16 protein-coding genes and 1 pseudogene are annotated in these 17,619 nt (G+C 44.9%); 9 read left to right on the forward strand and 8 right to left on the reverse strand.

Features of this window, described 5'->3' with window-relative positions; genetic code table 11:
* The first annotated feature begins 44 nt into the window (after window positions 1–44).
* Window positions 45–269 (forward strand): hypothetical protein, encoded by a 225-nt coding sequence (locus tag PAV_RS08865; RefSeq protein ID WP_005545306.1) that lies wholly within the window; start codon window positions 45–47, stop codon window positions 267–269.
* A 393-nt stretch (window positions 270–662) separates the two neighbouring features.
* On the opposite strand, the gene PAV_RS08870 is transcribed toward PAV_RS08865, so the two are convergent.
* The gene (locus PAV_RS08870; RefSeq protein ID WP_005545307.1) at window positions 663–2,306 is read right to left on the reverse strand and encodes a glycoside hydrolase family 13 protein; all 1,644 of its coding nucleotides are present in this window, start codon (window positions 2,304–2,306) and stop codon (window positions 663–665) included.
* A 119-nt stretch (window positions 2,307–2,425) separates the two neighbouring features.
* The gene (locus PAV_RS08875) at window positions 2,426–3,436 is read right to left on the reverse strand and encodes a LacI family DNA-binding transcriptional regulator (protein ID WP_005545308.1); all 1,011 of its coding nucleotides are present in this window, start codon (window positions 3,434–3,436) and stop codon (window positions 2,426–2,428) included.
* Window positions 3,437–3,731: 295 nt separating this feature from the next.
* Here PAV_RS08875 and PAV_RS08880 point away from each other — a divergent pair, with 295 nt between their 5' ends.
* Window positions 3,732–4,250, forward strand: a complete 519-nt coding sequence (locus tag PAV_RS08880; RefSeq protein ID WP_081505713.1) for a DUF2798 domain-containing protein — start codon at window positions 3,732–3,734, stop codon at window positions 4,248–4,250.
* An 81-nt stretch (window positions 4,251–4,331) separates the two neighbouring features.
* Here PAV_RS08880 and PAV_RS08885 read toward each other — a convergent pair whose 3' ends face one another.
* Window positions 4,332–6,434: a TerD family protein gene (locus tag PAV_RS08885; RefSeq protein ID WP_005545310.1), complete on the reverse strand. Its 2,103-nt coding sequence runs from the start codon at window positions 6,432–6,434 to the stop codon at window positions 4,332–4,334.
* A 424-nt stretch (window positions 6,435–6,858) separates the two neighbouring features.
* On the opposite strand from PAV_RS08885, the gene PAV_RS08890 reads away from it, so the two are divergent.
* Window positions 6,859–7,128 (forward strand): hypothetical protein, encoded by a 270-nt coding sequence (locus tag PAV_RS08890; protein ID WP_005545311.1) that lies wholly within the window; start codon window positions 6,859–6,861, stop codon window positions 7,126–7,128.
* Between the two features lie 128 nt (window positions 7,129–7,256).
* Here PAV_RS08890 and PAV_RS08895 read toward each other — a convergent pair whose 3' ends face one another.
* Window positions 7,257–8,012 (reverse strand): suppressor of fused domain protein, encoded by a 756-nt coding sequence (locus PAV_RS08895; protein WP_005545313.1) that lies wholly within the window; start codon window positions 8,010–8,012, stop codon window positions 7,257–7,259.
* A gap of 145 nt (window positions 8,013–8,157) precedes the next feature.
* Complete coding sequence (locus tag PAV_RS08900) at window positions 8,158–9,045, reverse strand: LysR family transcriptional regulator (protein ID WP_005545315.1); 888 nt, start codon at window positions 9,043–9,045, stop codon at window positions 8,158–8,160.
* Window positions 9,046–9,172: 127 nt separating this feature from the next.
* On the opposite strand from PAV_RS08900, the gene PAV_RS08905 reads away from it, so the two are divergent.
* The 3 genes from PAV_RS08905 to PAV_RS08915 all read left to right on the forward strand — a co-directional run bounded on the left by PAV_RS08905 (window position 9,173) and on the right by PAV_RS08915 (window position 12,620).
* A complete protein-coding gene (locus tag PAV_RS08905; RefSeq protein ID WP_005545317.1) occupies window positions 9,173–10,363 on the forward strand; it encodes a coenzyme F420-0:L-glutamate ligase in 1,191 nt (396 codons plus the stop codon).
* Window positions 10,364–10,610: 247 nt separating this feature from the next.
* Window positions 10,611–11,366 carry a spr1630 family ClpXP-sensitive toxin gene (locus PAV_RS08910; RefSeq protein WP_005545319.1) on the forward strand — a complete coding sequence of 252 codons (756 nt, stop codon included), beginning with the start codon at window positions 10,611–10,613 and terminating at the stop codon, window positions 11,364–11,366.
* A 39-nt stretch (window positions 11,367–11,405) separates the two neighbouring features.
* Window positions 11,406–12,620 (forward strand): spr1629 family repressor/antitoxin, encoded by a 1,215-nt coding sequence (locus PAV_RS08915; protein WP_005545321.1) that lies wholly within the window; start codon window positions 11,406–11,408, stop codon window positions 12,618–12,620.
* Between the two features lie 140 nt (window positions 12,621–12,760).
* Here PAV_RS08915 and PAV_RS08920 read toward each other — a convergent pair whose 3' ends face one another.
* On the reverse strand, window positions 12,761–13,999 hold the full coding sequence (locus tag PAV_RS08920; protein ID WP_326101266.1) for an MFS transporter: 1,239 nt from the start codon (window positions 13,997–13,999) through the stop codon (window positions 12,761–12,763).
* A gap of 144 nt (window positions 14,000–14,143) precedes the next feature.
* On the opposite strand from PAV_RS08920, the pseudogene PAV_RS08925 reads away from it, so the two are divergent.
* Window positions 14,144–14,721 (forward strand): annotated as a pseudogene (locus PAV_RS08925) (TetR/AcrR family transcriptional regulator).
* A 285-nt stretch (window positions 14,722–15,006) separates the two neighbouring features.
* Window positions 15,007–15,696 carry an MBL fold metallo-hydrolase gene (locus PAV_RS08930; RefSeq protein ID WP_005545330.1) on the forward strand — a complete coding sequence of 230 codons (690 nt, stop codon included), beginning with the start codon at window positions 15,007–15,009 and terminating at the stop codon, window positions 15,694–15,696.
* A 186-nt stretch (window positions 15,697–15,882) separates the two neighbouring features.
* Here the strand turns inward: PAV_RS08930 and PAV_RS08935 are convergent, their stop codons facing one another.
* A complete protein-coding gene (locus PAV_RS08935; protein ID WP_005545331.1) occupies window positions 15,883–16,590 on the reverse strand; it encodes a DNA alkylation repair protein in 708 nt (235 codons plus the stop codon).
* 198 nt (window positions 16,591–16,788) lie between these two features.
* Between PAV_RS08935 and PAV_RS08940 the strand changes: the two genes are divergently transcribed.
* Window positions 16,789–17,310: a TIM barrel protein gene (locus PAV_RS08940; protein WP_238555801.1), complete on the forward strand. Its 522-nt coding sequence runs from the start codon at window positions 16,789–16,791 to the stop codon at window positions 17,308–17,310.
* A gap of 74 nt (window positions 17,311–17,384) precedes the next feature.
* Here PAV_RS08940 and PAV_RS08945 read toward each other — a convergent pair whose 3' ends face one another.
* A complete protein-coding gene (locus PAV_RS08945) occupies window positions 17,385–17,576 on the reverse strand; it encodes a cupin domain-containing protein (RefSeq protein WP_081505704.1) in 192 nt (63 codons plus the stop codon).
* Window positions 17,577–17,619 lie beyond the last annotated feature (43 nt).

Here is a 17,619-nt window from a genome sequence, read left to right on the forward strand (position 1 = left end):
ATTTTTCATAGTTCATACTATTTTTAGGAAGGAGGTAAAATGATATGAAGTATTCAACGATAGGATTAGTTTTATTTTTGTGTAGTGCTACTTTATTTACTCTGGAACGAATTGCAGCAAAAATCGCTGCTTCAATTGCAGTAATAGGACAGGTAAACGGCTATGATACTACTCCAACTTATGCAGATATTACAGATAACAAGCTGGTTCTGAGTTCATTAATACTGTCTATTATCTTCTTTGCTTTATCCTTTAAAGAAAAAAAATGATGTTTGGGCTTGCTATTATGCAATTACACTGTCGCGGAAGAAATTGATGCAACTGCAGGTATTTGACAAAGTTCCGCTAGCAAAATATCATTTGCTGTGTATACTTAAACACATTCGCTATAAGTTTATTCGTTAGGCGGTAGGAGATCCCATATCCTGCCGTTTTTTCATTAATGGAGAACTAATCGGCTCAAAATTTGATTCGTTTACCTCAAGCCTTGCTTTGCCTACAGTTTCCGTAAGATTCTACTTCACGATGAGCACCCTTACTCTTGGCTAATGGAGGTGCTTGTCAGTCCATTTGAGACTTTCACTCTAAAGAAAAACGCCCAAGATGGGTGTACAACAAATGGCCCACACAAAGAATGTGTGAGCCACCATCACATATACGATTTACAACTTCACTGCAAATACCTCATATGGCTTCATCGTAAACGCAGTAACGTCTATTTCAGCGCGGTCGTAGTTGCTCATAATGATCTCGGATACCTTACCATCTACAGCGATTCCATGCTCCTGCTTGGACATGTTCGCTGCCACGAGCCATTTCTCGCCTTCATAGATGCGGTAGTATGCAAATACCTCTTCCGGTGTATGCTCGATCAGTTCGAAGTCGCCCCATACGATAATCGGGTTCTCTTGGCGCAGCTTGATTAAGCGCTGATACGTATAGAAGATCGAATTCGGATTCTCCAGATTACGCTTCACGTTGATCGTCTTGTAGTTGTCATTCACGTGCAGCCAAGGCGTACCCGTTGTAAAGCCTCCGTTCGCACTGTCATCCCATTGGATTGGCGTACGGGCATTGTCTCTTCCTTTTGCATTGATCGAGGCGATAATGTCCTCTGCCGCGTATCCCTTGGACAAACGGTCATTGTACATATTGATGGATTCAATATCCTCTACCTCGTCGATGCTCGACACAGGGCGGTTCGTCATGCCAATCTCTTCCCCTTGATAAATGTATGGCGTACCCTTCATCATATGGAGAAGAACAGCGAACATTTTCGCGCTTTGCTCATGGTATTCCTTGTCATTGCCCCATCTGGACACGATGCGCGGCAAGTCATGATTGTTCCAGAACAAGCTGTTCCAGCCTTGATCGCCAAGCGAGGTCTGCCACTTCGCAAGAACCCGTTTTAAGTCCGCAATTTTCAACGGCTTCAGATCCCATTTATCCTTGCCTTCCTGCTGATCCAATCCCACGTGCTCGAATTGGAACACCATAGACAGCTCGTTCCGTGCCGGATCGGAATACAGCTTCGCGATTTCTGGCGTCGCCCCCCATGTTTCCCCTACCGTCAGAACGTCGTGGGAGCCGAACGTTTTTTGGTTCATTTCCTGCAAATACTCATGCAGCTTCGGTCCGTTGCCCGTAATTTCTTGATCCGGAATTTTGCCGATGAGGTCGATAACGTCCATGCGGAAGCCGCCGACGCCCTTATCCAGCCAGAAGTTCATCATGTCGTACACTTCCTGGCGAACCTTCGGATTCTCCCAGTTCAGGTCTGGCTGACGCTTGCTGAATAGATGCAAGAAATACTGTCCGCTTGCTTCATCAAACTCCCATGCCGGGCCGCTAAAGGTAGAGCCTAGTCCATTCGGCACGCCGCCGTTCACTGGATCGCGCCAAATATAGTAATCGCGGTACTCATTGTCTTTGCCTTTTTTCGCTTCAACGAACCATTTATGCTCGTCAGAGGTATGGTTCACGACAAGATCCATAATGATCTTGATGCCGGCCTCATTGGCCTTGGCAATTAACTCGTCCATATCATCCATTGTACCGAACTCATCCATAATATCTTGATAATCGCTAATGTCATAGCCATTGTCATCGTTCGGCGATTTATATACAGGAGACAGCCAGATTGCGGTAATGCCGAGCAGCTTCAAATAGTCGATTCGATTAATGATCCCTCTCAAATCGCCAATTCCATCTCCATCACTGTCCTGAAAGCTGCGCGGATAAATTTGATAGATAACGGCCGTCTGCCACCATTTCACGTCTTTTTCTTGTTTCATTGTTTCACTCATCGGATACCTATCCTTTCGGGTTCTAATGTGAAGCTGTCAGATTCTAACGTAAACGTTTACGTAATGCGTAAAAATCATCTATATTACGTCCGTGTGCAAATACATATATTTTAAAATGCTTACTTTTGTTCCAACGACTTGACTGATTTGCGTACCACTAACTCATGCGGTATCACTTCGGACTCAATCTTAATCCTATGCTGAATCGCATCAATTAATTTCCGGCAGCCTTCTCTCCCCATGTCATACAAGGGCTGCGCGACTGTCGTAAGCGGAGGAATTGACATACGCGACACCTTAGAGTTATCGTATCCGACCACGGATACCTTCTCTGGAACCTCAATACCATGCTCAAAGCATGTCGATATAATTCCTAGTGCAGCCTCGTCGCTTGCGCAGAACACTGCGGTAATATCCGCTTCCTCTTCTAGGAACTCCTGCATGGCCTTTTTGCCGGATTCGAAGCTAAAGTTCCCGGGCTTAATCAGGTTCAAATCCACCTTGATCCCCTGATCTCGCAATGCTTGCGTATACCCATCGATTCTCGGCGCTCCGGATATCGGATCTCTAGGATTTGCCCCGGCCATCCCGATCTTCCGGTGTCCATGCTCAATCAGATACTGAACCGCGGTATATGCCGCTCGGAAATCATCCACTTTAAGATATGGCGCATCATCCCGATCCGTCTTGGTAGAAAGCAAAACAAAAGGAATTTCGAGTGATGTCATAGCGTCGATTGCAGCCTCTTGCAGCTCGATGGAAACGATAATGAGCCCGTCTACTCTGCGCTCTCCCATCAATTTCAAGCAATCCTGAATTCGGGAACCATTGCTGCCGGCATGGGTCAGGATTACGCTGTAACCATGCGCATACGAAATATCCTCAATCCCTCTGATAATATCGCCATAAAAAGAGGTTGCTACATCTGGCATAATGATACCTATCGTATTGGTCGACTTCTGCACCAAGCTTCTCGCATTTTCATTTTTCCGATATCCCAATTCCTTGGCAACGGCGATAACCTTCTTCTCCGTCTCTTCGTTATATCCGCCAAGATTATTGATGACTCTCGATACGGTCGCGGTAGAGACACCGGCAACTCGTGCAATATCTTTAATCGTAGCTGCCATCTAACCACCTCTCGTAAGTAAACGTTTTTGAATAATTTGCTTAAACAGGAGCAGTGCTGATCCTGTTTGTTAGTTAAACGTTTACGTAATCAATATTAGATCCTAGTTATTGCTATGTCAATGTATTTTTGAAGCGTTTTCAATTGTTGTCGACTAGATACTTCTATATGGCACAGTGGTCGTGTGTCGATCTTGATAATTAAGCGCACTTTCTCATACGGCAAACATCGTCCTTGCTACCGGAAAAGTTCGCAAAATGTTCACTTATGTGAAGATGTCTGCTTTTTCTATAATGATGAGGTCGAAAAGAAAGGATGATCACATTGCCGATAACAAAAAAGAACAAGTCTACTTTGGGCTGATGATGTGCTCCGGGATGGTTGTATGCATGACCTTTTATAACCTATACCTGCACGGCTTGCTCAATACATTATCTTGGCGAAGCATACTAGCCCAACTTATTTTGGCCCTCTTCATTGCGTTCACATTGGAATCCTTTATTGTGGGACCTGTAGCGAAGAAAATTGCTTTTTCCTTCCCCTATGACAAGTCCAAGAAACTGAACGTAGTCGTATCCGTTGCCTTCTTTATGGTGAGTGGAATGGTTCTTTGCATGTCCTTGTACGGGTTGATAACAGCCTATCTTGCGAGCAGCCGCATGGAAGGATCCTTGCTTGAAAATTACTTCTCATTTGTCGTGAAAAATTTCATTTTCGCGTTTCCGCTTCAGCTCCTGATCATAGGGCCGATCGTTCGGTTCCTCTTTCAGCGTTTCGTCAAACATAAAGGACTGCCGGAAATGGTAAAAGGCTAATTAACAGGTTCAAGCGGTGAACTAAGGCGTTATTACAACCCTCTTCGTTCACCGCTGATGATCTTGCATCCGCTTGTTCATCTATACAAGGAATTCAGCCATGATCTGCTCGATATCGAATGGAGTGACTCCTTCGTCTACAGAGAAAATCGTATCTGCTTGATCTGCCGTTGCAACAAGTTCCCCTCTTGCTTGGGCATGGAGCATGAACAGATCGTACAGATTCGGCTTTTGCAACGTAGTCATCGCTTTGCCCATCAAGACCATTCCGCTTTGATTCCCTTCTACATTGTTATAGTAGCTCGGGTGTCTTGTCAGCGAGAGATCGGTCCAAATGACGGTGCGCTCTATCAAATCCAAGATGACAGGGATTGCAATCTGTGTATCGGCGGTGACGTCGATTTTATTGGAGACTGTCGCCGGCTCGAAAATCTCGCCGGAACCGGGCTTTTTGCGCATCATCCAGCCTACGAAGCACTCCGGCAAGTCGCAATACGGCTGCATCGTAAAGGAATGAAGTGAAGCGACAATATAACGACCGCCATAATCCACAATGGATGGAATATGCAGATCGATAAATTCACAGGCTCCCTGTGGAGCGGCTACGATGTCGCCGCTGTGCACAGCTCGGTACTTTGACGATCGCAAATTCGTGTATGAAATATGCTCAACATACTGCCAATTGCGATCGTACATGACAGCAGAGAGATCAATATCTACACGGCCTGTAGGATTTCCATTCACCGTACCTTCCTTCCACCAGTTGAAGAAGCGAACGGTATCCCCTGCTTCCATCGGCACACGGCTTCCCCGAATGATCGTACGCAGCGCCTTGCTTGCCGAACGCTGGGAGAACGGCACGTTATAGCGCTTCATGCGTTCATCAACATATGTTTTTCCGAGCACTGGAAGTGCCGAGAATCGCTCCCTAAGCGTCTGATCGCACAGTCGCACAATGTCTTGGCATATCGCCTCGCCAATCTCCGGCAGCGTATTGGGAATCGCTACAGCCTTGGCAACATTCCCTTTCGGGAAAAAGGTACGGAGCTCCTTAGGCTCGTTACGATGAGTAAAATGGGACTTTACTTGCATAAGCACGGGCGTTGATACCTGATTGGCGATTTCACCGAATGCCAGCACTACGTACTCCGCCTGCTCCGCAATGCGAAGCATGTGATCCAGTCTTCTGGCAAACTCGCCTGGGCGCTTCATCAACAGATCGATCAGCGTCCACATATTCTGATATTGGAAAGCGAGCTCCACGCTCCCGTTAAAGGTGGTGAAGGGCTTGTTATTGCGCAAAATATCAAAGGCATCCTTGCATTTTGTAAACTGCTGCTTATATTCAGATGGATGCAAAATCTCGCCTAATCGAATCCAGCGCTGCTTATATTTCAGCATATCCTCGGTAATCGCTCCACATTGTTCCAGCAGGCCAAGCAACAGCCGTCTCTCCGGCCGCTTGAACTTGCGGAAGCGCGTAGGCTCAGCAAGGCTAACGTCGCCAGCCGACCAAGCAACAGCGAGGCGCAGGACATCGGTAGCGGTCTTGAAGTACGGTCGGATCAGATTCATGTTTGCCTTATCATGCTTCATTAAGGAGGCGGCTACAAAGCCCACGTTTTCCTTACATGGAATCTCGGCAGGCAGAATGTCCTCCAGTTCATCGATATCCGCATGTTCGACAACTGCATCGATATCTTCTTTATCCGTCTCGGAAATTGACCCCTTGACCTGAATAAGATGGCGTATCATCGTATGGAAGTCCGACTTGTTGCCTAAATCAATCATCTTAAGATTGACCTTATCCAGCATTGGCGGGCGATCTGCTGCCTTATTCTCCGGCACTTCCAAGGTCAGATAATGATAAATGGCATTCAGGTACAACTCCACGTCATCTTCCTGCATCACCTGCTCTGGAAAATCCGGATACATTGGTTTGTATGTTACGTGGGCACCTACCATCACCTTAAGATCTGTGATCAGCCCCTTATAAAACGCATGGAACTGCTCCTTGGACAAGGTACGGACGGCGTTTATTAATGGCTTCGATAACGTATATCCAAGCTGCTCTATGTTCTTCAATGCCGTAGCCAAATGGGCTTTAGAGATTCGATTACCTCCCTGCCCATGGTTCACAATCAGCTTATTCGCTCTACGCAGATAGATGGTGTTCATCATCATAAAGACTCCAGGAAAGCCATACCCCTAGTTTCAATGGAAGATTCAATAGAAGGAAGGAATATGATAGCCTGGATGCCCCCTCTCCTAATTAGCGTCTTCAGGAAAGCTGCGACCCTAATTCGCCAATGAAGTAGAAGGAAGGATCGCAATAGCCTGAAGATCAAAAGCCCAAAGCCGAGCGGCTTCAAACCTTTGATGTATCCATCTTCACATACTTCACATCACGCGAACAGGGTGAAAGTATTACGACTGCTGAAGTTTCCATTAAAGGAATAGGGACGCTGACCTCAGTTCTTCCTTTCCACAACTGCTTCCCTATTGGCAAGACAACTAACGATTGGGTTCATTGATCAGGGGAGTAAATTTTGGTAAAGTAACAGCGTATAGAAAGTCGTTGTTACTTTACCAAAGGAGAATGAAAACAATGAAATCAAAAATCACGTTATTTATTGCTTTCATTTGTTCGCTTATCCTCTTTATTATTGGCTTTCGGTTTATCTCCCAAAGCACTGATATGGGTATGGATAAAGCCATGTTAGTTCTGGCAAATTACCAGAATGTACAATCAGATACTACTGATATTTTTGGCTCTTTTATTCACTCCGCGGTTTGGTCATACAAAATTGAAGGGATTTTGTTGTTTCTTTTAGGGGTTGTAATTTTGTTCTTAGTCAACCCTTTTCGGAATAAGTGAAAGCTTTTCCCTTTTTCTAACAGAACCTTAACTAAATGCCACGTACTTACCTAAAAAAGTCGCCAGCTCTCTCCATGATGTGAAAGGGCTGGCGTTTTAGATTCTAGAAAAGAACTAGAAATTATTTTTTACGACTTGCACGTATTTCTTCGTTTTGGATCTAACTCGAGCACTCCATCTTCCAACTCTGATAATTTGTCTATTAATGCATCCATCCCGTGCTCTAACTTATAATCCATTTCCTCTTTGTACAGAGGAATCAGGAAATAGGTATGAACCTTATTTCCGTCCTTGGTCGGAATGACGCTGATTTCTTCTTTTAACTGATAAAATACAACCCCATTCAAGCCTGTCCCATCGGCATAAGGCTCATAGTCCTGATAATTCGGGATCGTGTGTCCATATCCCAGCCAGGTATTATACTGGTGTGGAAAACGAGCCATCTGCTTCATTAACCGGATCGGCCAATAATTGTTGTCGTCCTTGAAAGCTTCTTCGGATAGCTCCCACGAAGCTGGAAGGAACATCATCACTTCAGCCCGATCAATATTTTCATCAAGCTCGGCTTGGATCTCATTTGGAATCGTCATTGGCAAGTCACTCATACCGGTCGTATATAACACCCAGAATGGCTCTTCTTCCGTAGGCTCCATAACATTGACATCAATATGTACGATATCTGATATAATCTCATGAAAAACGCTGCTGTTTCTCCCCGGGAATACATTTTCGAAATGGGCAACGATATCTTCCACGTATTCCATCGGTGCAGGAGGCTCATAACCACCATCATTGGCACTTTCGTCATATGTGTAAATTGTAGTGCCGTCATTCGCTTTCTCCCCATCATTCTTGCCGCCGAATATCTTTTTCAGAAACCCCATCTTATCCCCTCGTCTCATTCGTAAATGGTAAATATTAATAACACTAGTCTACCATAGGACAGGCCCCGTCTTCATTCATCTACTCCCTGATCGCAGCTTCATTTTGGCACTTCGTAACAATCTTGACGCATATAGACGCATATAATCAAAACCTGTTATGTTCGATAATCTCCACAAACTTCGTCGAAGCTGGAGATAAAGATACGCTTTTCAAAAAACATATACCAATGCTTCTCTTCGGGATTTCCTCCACCAATTGAACCTCATGCAGCAGACCTTTATCTAAATACTCTTGTGAAAATTCTCTCGTCACGCAAGCGATGCCTAAATTGATTTTGGCGAACTCCAGCAGCAAATGATGCGAACCCAATTCAAAATCGGGCGCGATCCGTACACCTTTCGACCCCATATAATCCTCGACATACTTTCTGGAATTGGACTTCGATTCAAGGAAAATCAATGGCAGCTTGGCGATTGTCTCAAGGCTGACAGGCCCAGATAACATTGTTTTGAATTTATCCCCGTATACGAAAATATCTTGAATGTCTGTGCACGGTCTCAACTCCAATGCAGGATCCTCCAACGGAAAATTGCAAATGCCAATATCGACTCCGCCTGACTTAATCAGCGCACATATTTCGAGGGTCGTTCCGTTTATGATTTTGAACTTAATATTGGGATATCGATTATGGAATTCCTCCAAATAGGGAAGTAAAAAATATCTGGAGATTGTATCGCCAACACCGATTTTCAACTCGCCAGTCGTTAAATTTTTTAGCTCCAGCATCTTTTCTTCACCAACATGAATCAAATTCATGGCTGAATCTGCATACTCATATAAAAGTCTGCCTTCATTCGTTAGAAATACCCCCTTCGATGTTCGAGTGAACAACCGAGTATCTAACTCCCGTTCTAGCTGCATGATTGCTTGGCTGACGGCTGGCTGTGTCATGTAAAGATCTTGTGCTGCTTTTGAAAAACTGTTGCGTTTCGCCACTGTACAAAACACTTTATATAAATCTAACTTACTCACAGCATAAGCACTCCTTATATCTAATATTCAATATATTAATTTCACTTATATCATTAGACAGGTGTATAGTACAAATAGGAACGCCAAATCATGCAATTCACTATACGCGTCCCAAGGAGCGATTATATTGGAAAGAATGGTTGGAACAGTCGTTAGAGGCCTCCGCTGCCCTATCATTAATCAAGGGGACAGCATCGAGGATATTGTTGTAGATAGCGTGTTGAAAGCTTCCGAAGCGGAAGGCTTCCACATTCAAGATAAAGATATCGTTACCGTTACGGAATCCATCGTTGCTCGTGCGCAAGGCAACTATGCGACAATCGATCATATTGCGCAGGATGTACGCGCCAAATTCGGAGATGCAACAGTTGGTGTCATTTTCCCGATCTTAAGCCGCAATCGCTTTGCAATCTGCCTTCGTGGTATTGCAAAGGGCGCTAAAAAAGTTGTGCTCATGCTCAGCTATCCATCGGATGAAGTAGGCAACCACTTGGTGGATCTCGACCTGCTCGACGAAAAAGGAATCAACCCTTGGACGGATGTGCTGACAGAGCAGCAATTCCGTGATCTGTTTGGTTATAACAAGCATACCTTTACCGGCGTTGATTATATCGACTACTATAAATCACTGATCGAAGAGTACGGCGTGGAATGCGAAGTCATTTTCTCGAATCATCCAAAGACGATTCTGGAGTACACGAAAAACGTGCTGACTTGCGATATCCATACCCGTTTCAGAACGAAGAAGATTTTGAAGGCAAACGGCGGAGAAAACGTATATGGCCTCGACGATATCATGACTGTATCGATTGACGGCAGCGGCTGCAACGAAGCATATGGCCTGTTAGGCTCCAACAAATCCACAGAGAACAGCGTGAAGCTGTTCCCGCGCAACTGCCAGCCGATCGTGGACAATATCCAGCGCAGGCTCCAAGAAAAAACGGGCAAGCAAGTTGAAGTCATGATTTATGGCGATGGAGCGTTCAAGGATCCTGTGGGCAAGATTTGGGAGCTTGCTGACCCGGTTGTATCGCCAGCCTACACAGCAGGCCTTAACGGTACACCCAATGAAGTGAAGCTGAAATACCTTGCTGACAATAACTTTGCTCATTTAAAAGGCGAAGAGTTGAAGCAAGCGATCTCTCAATACATCAGCAACAAAGACGCGGATCTCGTAGGCGCGATGGAGGCGCAAGGCACAACCCCTCGCAGATTGACCGATCTCATCGGCTCTCTGTCCGATTTGACCTCCGGCAGCGGAGATAAAGGTACACCGATTATCTTTATTCAAGGGTATTTCGATAACTATACGAATTAAGTGGATTTGGGAAACCGCATATCCAAACGAGCCCTCTCCGTCTCTTAGGCGGAGGGGCTTTTTATTTTCCTGAGAAATAGTCAGAAATATCATTTCAAGAAGACAAGAATATTTTCAAGCACCAACTATAAAAATGAATAAAGATATACAACTTAACTTTAAAAATAATAAAAAAATCATTTCTTTACACTCCTATTTCGATTAAACTATAGCTATCTTCATAATTCATTGAATTGGAGTGTATAAGATGGATCAATACAAATTCAGTCCTGAACACAATCAAATGATTGTTGATGCCATTGTCGATGGTTACCGTGACTATATTGAACATCGTAAAAACCGCAAATCAAACATGAAGATTAGTTCAGCTTTTGCTTGGACCAAGGGTAATTTTATCGAAAGCAAACTTGCTGAAGAGTGTACTGCTCACGGCTTTACATACAAAAAGTCCAAAGCAGGGTTAACATGGGATTACTTACAATTCATCCATATCGATTCTAAAGTTATTTTTCTTATTAAAAATGCTGCTTACTTCAATGAAAATTGTTTCTCTCAAGCTAGGCTTCCTAACGGTGGAGGAACGAAAGGACCGCGACGCACGTATTTGCATGAACTCTCGAGAATCAATACAGGCCTATCCTTTCCGGCCTCTCCTCCCTTATCGAAAAGAGGGAACCACGCAGAGCGAATTGAACAGCTTTCCTTGTTCATTGTAGACAGCTTCTTAAAAGACGAGCTTGAAAAATTCACATCAACTTACAGCCAATTTCATATTTTAACCTATAATATTGATGAGGCTTACCAAATATCCGAAATAAAGCACTACTTGCCTAATCCAAGTGATAATGTTGCTTATCGTGTAGAGGATCTATCTGACCTCATATCTGGAGCTGAGTTAACAGATGAAGATCGCGATGTTATAGCGCCTGATGTGAACGATGATGCCTTGGATCCGGCAGCATTCGATATTGGAATAATTGAAGAAGAACAGCATAATTTATAAACAATTAGAATGGTCTTAAGAAATTAAGGAGGGACAGGCATGTTCTTTGGCGATAATCTAGCCAATTTACGGATCATGCACGGATATTCGCGCAAACAGCTCTCCGACATGTTAGGTGTAACCGAACAAGCAGTCTGGCAGTACGAGAACGCGTATACCACGCCGAAAATGCAGATCGTGAATGAATTGAAACGAATCTTTAACGTAAAAAGTAAATACTTTTATTCGAAAGACATGCTTGCAAAATATATGACGCCCTTAAATGTGGATGTAATGAATATTGCGTACCGTTCCAAGGTGTTGAATGTCATCTCCAAGACACAGGCAGAAGCCAAGCATATCGAATATTTAGATTCTTTTGTGAACTATATAACAGCTTATGTAAGCCATCCGACGCTCAAAATCATCAAGCTTCGGAACGAAGTGATGGAGTATATAGAACATACGAACGACGATAGGTCTGCCCAAATCAACACTGTTGCTCATTTAGCGAGAGAAAGGCTTGATTTATCGACATCCAGCAATGATGATCTTCTGTTCCAAATTGAGAAAAGCGGCGTGTTCGTGTTCGAAAAGGCCATTGGCGAGGAGATTGATGCTTATAGTTTGTGGACCCGAAATGAACGCCCCTATATTATATTAGGGAATATGAAACGATCAGCCGCTAGGAGGAATTTTGATCTTGCCCATGAGCTTGGACATCTTCTGCTCCATTACCAGCTTGAGTTCGCAAACTTAGATCGAAAAGAACACAAGAATATTGAAAATGAAGCGAACATGTTTGCCGGAGCCTTGTTACTGCCGGAAGAACAATTCACATTAGACATGAAGGATATATCCCGTCCTACCAATCCAGATGGCTACGTAGATTTAAAGAAGAAATGGAAAACGTCCCTGCAAGTGTTAGGCTATAGAGCCGCAAACCTTGGAATCATTGAGGCCAAAGGACATCGAAATTTTTACGCGGCATTGCATCGCAAAGGTTATTTGAAAATGGAGCCGCTTGATGATATCATTCCGATCCAGAAACCAATGAAAATCAAAACAATCATTGATTTCGTTTCAAAAAAGGGAATAGTGGATATTGGCCACATGATCGAACACGATTGGAAGGTTGAAGTATCCTTCTTTCATCATATGACGGGAATTGACCCGAGCTTTTTCGAGAAGTATATGACAAGAGACTTGGACTTTGGTCTGCAAAATGTTACTGAAATTACGGAACGTATTTCTGCCAATAAAATCAAAGCATAGATATGAACCAGCATCCCCTTTACGCACACTTAACGTGAGGTCAGGCCGCCCTGAGCAAACGAGTGAACGGAAAGGGGATTTTTTTATGGGCCAATTGTAAAATGTTTACCCTCCCCGCTTACCGGTTGATTCATTGCCACCTACTTCTTCTCTGTAGCAAAATAAAGGATGGCAACGATCGGGAAAGCCATTCCGATCCATAACGCGGCACTCCATCCGCCCGTGGCGTATATCCATCCCCCAATTGCAGATCCGATAGCACCTCCAAAGAAGAAAATAGCCATGAAAAGCCCATTCAGGCGACTACGGAATTCTGGATTTAACGAAAAGATCGCTCGTTGTCCAAGCACCAGATTTGCGGATACACCGGCATCCAATAATATGGCTGAAATGACGAGAACGGCTACTCCGATAGGTGAACCCGTCCGAATCAGAAGCGGTAACAGAACCGAAATGACGACAGTGACAAGGGCAACCCCAGTCGCGGGTCTAGTCCAGCCGCGATCAGCCAAACGCCCTGCCACAGGCGCAGCTACTGCACCCGCAACTCCAACAAGCGCGAACAATGCGATTTCTTTTTGAGAAAAACCAAAGATCGGGCTGGATAGAAGCATTGGAGCCGTTGTCCAAAATAAGCTAAACGTCGCAAACACACATGCATGATAGGCAGCCCGACGACGTAAGATTGGGGTTTTTCGCAGCAAATGCCACATCGAACCGAGTAGAGCGGTATAGGGAGTGTCTGACGAAGGCTTTCTGGTAGGCAATACCTTCGACAGTACGATCGCCAAAATAAGAATAGCTGCAGCAGACAAAGCGAACACGGCATGCCAGCCAAAGAAGTCAGCTGCCAGACTCGATAAAGGGCGCGCGAGCATGATTCCCAGCAACAAACCGCTCATGACATTGCCGACAACACGACCGCGCGAAGATTCGGATGCAAGGTATGACGCAAAAGGTACGAGCACTTGCGCAGCGACTGACCCCAAACCGATGACAAACGAAGCGGCTAAAAACGGAAACGCTTGCTTCGACACTGCCGTAATGACAAGGGCAACCGCTGTAAGAAGTAAAGATATGACAATCAGCCTTTTATTCTCAACAATATCCCCCATAGGTACAACAAATAGCAACCCGACTACGTAACCAATCTGCGTTAGCGTCACGATAAAGCCAGAACTGTTTGCAGACAGCCCGATTGAAGAACTGATTACCCCGACCAAGGGCTGCGCATAGTACAGATTGGCAACAATGATACCGCATGCGGCAGCCAGAAGTACGGTTAGCCATGTCGGAATATTTTTCTGGATTGTTTGTATGTTTGAAGCAGTCATTTTAGATTCCTCCTCTTTTTTATAAATACTGAACGTATCGTTTATAAATTTGATAATCAAATAATATACTGAACGTATAGTTTTGTAAATAGGTAGTCTTCAACTTTATTTTTTATTCACAATTGGTATACTGAACGTATCGTTTATTTTTCTCGGGCAAGATATGTATGGATGAAAGGTGTTGATTAGATGACTGGAAAAAGAGGCCGGCCGCGTAATGTAGAAGCGCAAAAGTCTATCCTTTCCGCATCTTACGATTTATTGTTGGAAAATGGCTTTGAAGCCGTAACAGTCGATAAAATTGCTGATCGCGCCCAAGTCAGCAAAGCCACGATTTATAAATGGTGGCCTAACAAGGCTGCCGTAGTTATGGATGGTTTTCTGTATGCCGCTACGGCCAGATTGCCCGTGCCTGATACGGGTTCAACATTTCAAGATATTCAAATTCACGCTACGAATTTAGCCCGGTTCTTGACGAGCCGGGAGGGAACCATCATAACGGAGTTATTAGGCGAAGGTCAGTTTGATTCAGGATTGGCGGAGGCCTATCGAGCTCGGTTTTTCCGTCCCCGCCGACTTGAGGCAAGAGGTATTTTGGAGAAAGGGGTTCAGCGCGGGGAACTGAAAAAAATCTCGACATTGATATATGCATCGATCTCCTTTATGGGCCGATTTTCTATCGTTTGCTTGTGACAGGCGATACGTTGGACGAATCCTATGTGCAGAGCTTGGTGGCTAACGCATTTGAAGGCATCCGTTCTACTTGAATCCGGCCGAAGCGCCCTACGTTCCTGCTCTGTACGCACTCCTTTAATACAAAATAGCATCTCGTGGGAACATCTCCTTGTCCGAGGAGACTGTTCCTTTTTTATATTGAGCACTTACCTAACCCCTATCCATCGTGATACGATAAGCAGGCCATAATATGACGTTGCAGACGTCAAGCAAGCTGGATAGCACCCAGATTAAAACTAGGAACATCCTTTGGCAAAACTAGTAACTCTATTGATACAGGAGAATTGTTTTCTATTGAAGATGGAGGTTGATAGAAAATGAAAATCGTGCAAATCTCTGAGCATATCTGGAGCCTAAAAATGTGGGTATTGATCCCGTTCCACGTGTGGGTTGTTGTAGAAAAACAAGGGGTCACCTTAGTAGATGCAGGGATGCCGACGATGGCGAACGGAATTGTAAAGTTCATTGAACAGCTACAAGCCGGTCCGCTGCAACAAGTCGTGCTGACGCACGGTCATCCTGATCATGTAGGATCCCTTAAGCACATTTTACGTACAAACCAGATCCCCATATTCGCTCACCGCAACGAGATCCCTTATATCGAAGGCGAACTCCCTTACCGTCCCGGGAAAAAACCAGTCTCCACCATGGAGAAGGGAACGATGAAAATGCTGCCCGAAGATGAACACGGACAATTACAATCGATAGGAAGCTTAACGCCATACTATACACCCGGACATTCCCCCGGGCATGTCGTATATTATCATGAACAAGATCAAGTACTGCTCGCGGGAGATTTATTTTCTTCTAAAAACGGAAAGCTGCGCAAGCCTCTCTTCACCCCTAATATGGAGGAAGTTTTGCGAAGCAGTTCCATCGTCGGCAGGCTGCGCCCTGCTAGATTGGAAGTGTGTCATGGCAACTCCGTGTTCCATGCAGCGGATCAGTTAGAGGCATACATCGCTAAGGAATCCAAATCCATCGCCCGTGCGAAGGCGCGTCTCTAGCACGGTTCAGCTAAACACTGTCTTTCAGCAAAAAACGCGAGTGGAACTGGCGGTGACAGCCAGTTCACCGCGCTATCTAAGCGGCATGTTTTATAAACGTTTTTTTGCCAAGACACCTGGAACGAAAAGCAGCACGAGTGACTGCCACTGCGTGCTGCTCTCTTCATGAAATCCGCTCCGAATGGATTAACACCTTACATATTTTCGTTTGAAGCCGATCTGTCCTTTCTCTACCGCCTTTTGAATATTCACGGATGCATTCAAGTACTTGCTTTTTCCAGTTTCGCGATTGACCTCCACCTGGCCTACTTCCTTCGCAATCTCCACTGCCTTATCATGAAGCGGCTGGTAGGATACTCCCACAGTGTAGATAAAATTATTCATCGCGTACTTCGCACGTTCAGGGGCATCATGAATCGAATTTTTCACAAGATCCAACATATCTGCGATTTTCGCTTCAGAGAATTCACTGTCTGGGCGATTGCCGAGCATCCAGCAATAGCAGCTCCAACCTGCCGACATTTTAAGTTCCATATTGCTTGCAATCCATTTATCGGCGACTTCTTGTGCAATATCCGTTTCTGCTAAAGTTACTGCCACTACATAATCCGATAGCATATAAAAATATGCTTGATCGATCCACCGCTCAAAATCCGCCTCAGACATTGCCTCAGGATCCGCAATCACTCCGGCAAAGTACATTGCATCGTAATTTCCTGTAGCATAGAGCTCCTCAGCTAATGGCTGATTGCGTTTTATTTTTCTATATATGGGCTTCATCTGACCCGTAGCTACTCCAAAAAGCGGCTCGCGCGCGCCATTGGATAGGTATACTTTCTTCGTGCGTTCCTTGCCAAGAGCTTCAAGCTCTTGCATGACCGTTTCTAGATTCATGAATCATACTTCCTTTGCAATGGTATGTCTTACGGAGTAAGCTCGTCTTTATTTCAATATATCATAAAGCGGCGTGGATCCAATGAGATCAGAATTAAGGCCACCTATTTGCACGAAGTTCTTCAATCTAGTCAATGAATCGTTCAGAGACGATTATATATCGCCGGGATACATGATACGATTGAAGCCTGTAAGATTCTGAATGTCACCTCCATCATCTCTCAGACGGGCAACGCGCTTGAGGGCGTGGCTCGCGAGGATCAGCGATCCGCAATGGCGGAGATGCTCAAACGCTGCGCGCCGCTGCTCAAGGAAGCCGGAATCGTCTTGGAGGTGGAACCGCTCAACGGACTTGTGGATCATTACGGACATTTCCTTCAGCGCTCGAATGAATCGGTGGAAGTGATCGATCGGGTAGACAGCCCGAACGTCAAGCTCGTCTTCGACGTCTATCATCAGCAGGTTACGGAAGGCAATGTCATTCGCAACGCTACCAATTATATCGACCGAATCAATCATTTCCACATTGCAGACAATCCCGGCCGCAATCAGCCAGGCACAGGCGAGCTAAATTACGTGAATATTCTGCGCGCAATTAAAGAAACCGGCTTCTCCGGATTTGTCGGGCTGGAAGGCGGCTATACGATCGACACCGACGAAGCGGTGGAGCAATTTAAGCAGAACATTGTTACGCCCGTGTTCGGAAGCTTGCAGTCATAGACATATCGGAACAAGTTTTAGGGCCACCCTTAGCGGATGGCCCTTTACTCTGTTTATTTCTTATGACTCAAAACTTATCCTGCCGCCTTAGGTTCTATCAACATGATATGGCATTCCTTTTCGGCGAAAGGCTTATGTTCGGCTCCCCCCGGGACAATAAACATCTCGCCCTTAGAGATTTTTACCTGACCATCACGAAAAGCAATGAACATTTCCCCTTCGAGCACAATAAATACCTTATCGGCACCTTGATGCTCGTGCCATATAAAATCCCCATCAAATTAATAGCCTCGTAATGCATATGAATTC

It is taken from the genome of Paenibacillus alvei DSM 29, assembly GCF_000293805.1.
GTDB classification, from domain to species: Bacteria; Bacillota; Bacilli; order Paenibacillales; family Paenibacillaceae; genus Paenibacillus_B; species Paenibacillus_B alvei.

What these genes read in the sequence shown, in the direction of transcription:
- PAV_RS08895 (WP_005545313.1), bottom strand. Translation starts at nt 8,012, where the DNA reads ATGGGGTTTCTGAAAAAGATATTCGGCGGCAAGAATGATGGGGAGAAA.
- PAV_RS08865 (WP_005545306.1), top strand. Translation starts at nt 45, where the DNA reads ATGAAGTATTCAACGATAGGATTAGTTTTATTTTTGTGTAGTGCTACT.
- PAV_RS08930 (WP_005545330.1), top strand. Translation starts at nt 15,007, where the DNA reads ATGAAAATCGTGCAAATCTCTGAGCATATCTGGAGCCTAAAAATGTGG.
- PAV_RS08890 (WP_005545311.1), top strand. Translation starts at nt 6,859, where the DNA reads ATGAAATCAAAAATCACGTTATTTATTGCTTTCATTTGTTCGCTTATC.
- PAV_RS08875 (WP_005545308.1), bottom strand. Translation starts at nt 3,436, where the DNA reads ATGGCAGCTACGATTAAAGATATTGCACGAGTTGCCGGTGTCTCTACC.
- PAV_RS08885 (WP_005545310.1), bottom strand. Translation starts at nt 6,434, where the DNA reads ATGATGATGAACACCATCTATCTGCGTAGAGCGAATAAGCTGATTGTG.
- PAV_RS08880 (WP_081505713.1), top strand. Translation starts at nt 3,732, where the DNA reads ATGAGGTCGAAAAGAAAGGATGATCACATTGCCGATAACAAAAAAGAA.
- PAV_RS08870 (WP_005545307.1), bottom strand. Translation starts at nt 2,306, where the DNA reads ATGAGTGAAACAATGAAACAAGAAAAAGACGTGAAATGGTGGCAGACG.
- PAV_RS08935 (WP_005545331.1), bottom strand. Translation starts at nt 16,590, where the DNA reads ATGAATCTAGAAACGGTCATGCAAGAGCTTGAAGCTCTTGGCAAGGAA.
- PAV_RS08915 (WP_005545321.1), top strand. Translation starts at nt 11,406, where the DNA reads ATGTTCTTTGGCGATAATCTAGCCAATTTACGGATCATGCACGGATAT.
- PAV_RS08910 (WP_005545319.1), top strand. Translation starts at nt 10,611, where the DNA reads ATGGATCAATACAAATTCAGTCCTGAACACAATCAAATGATTGTTGAT.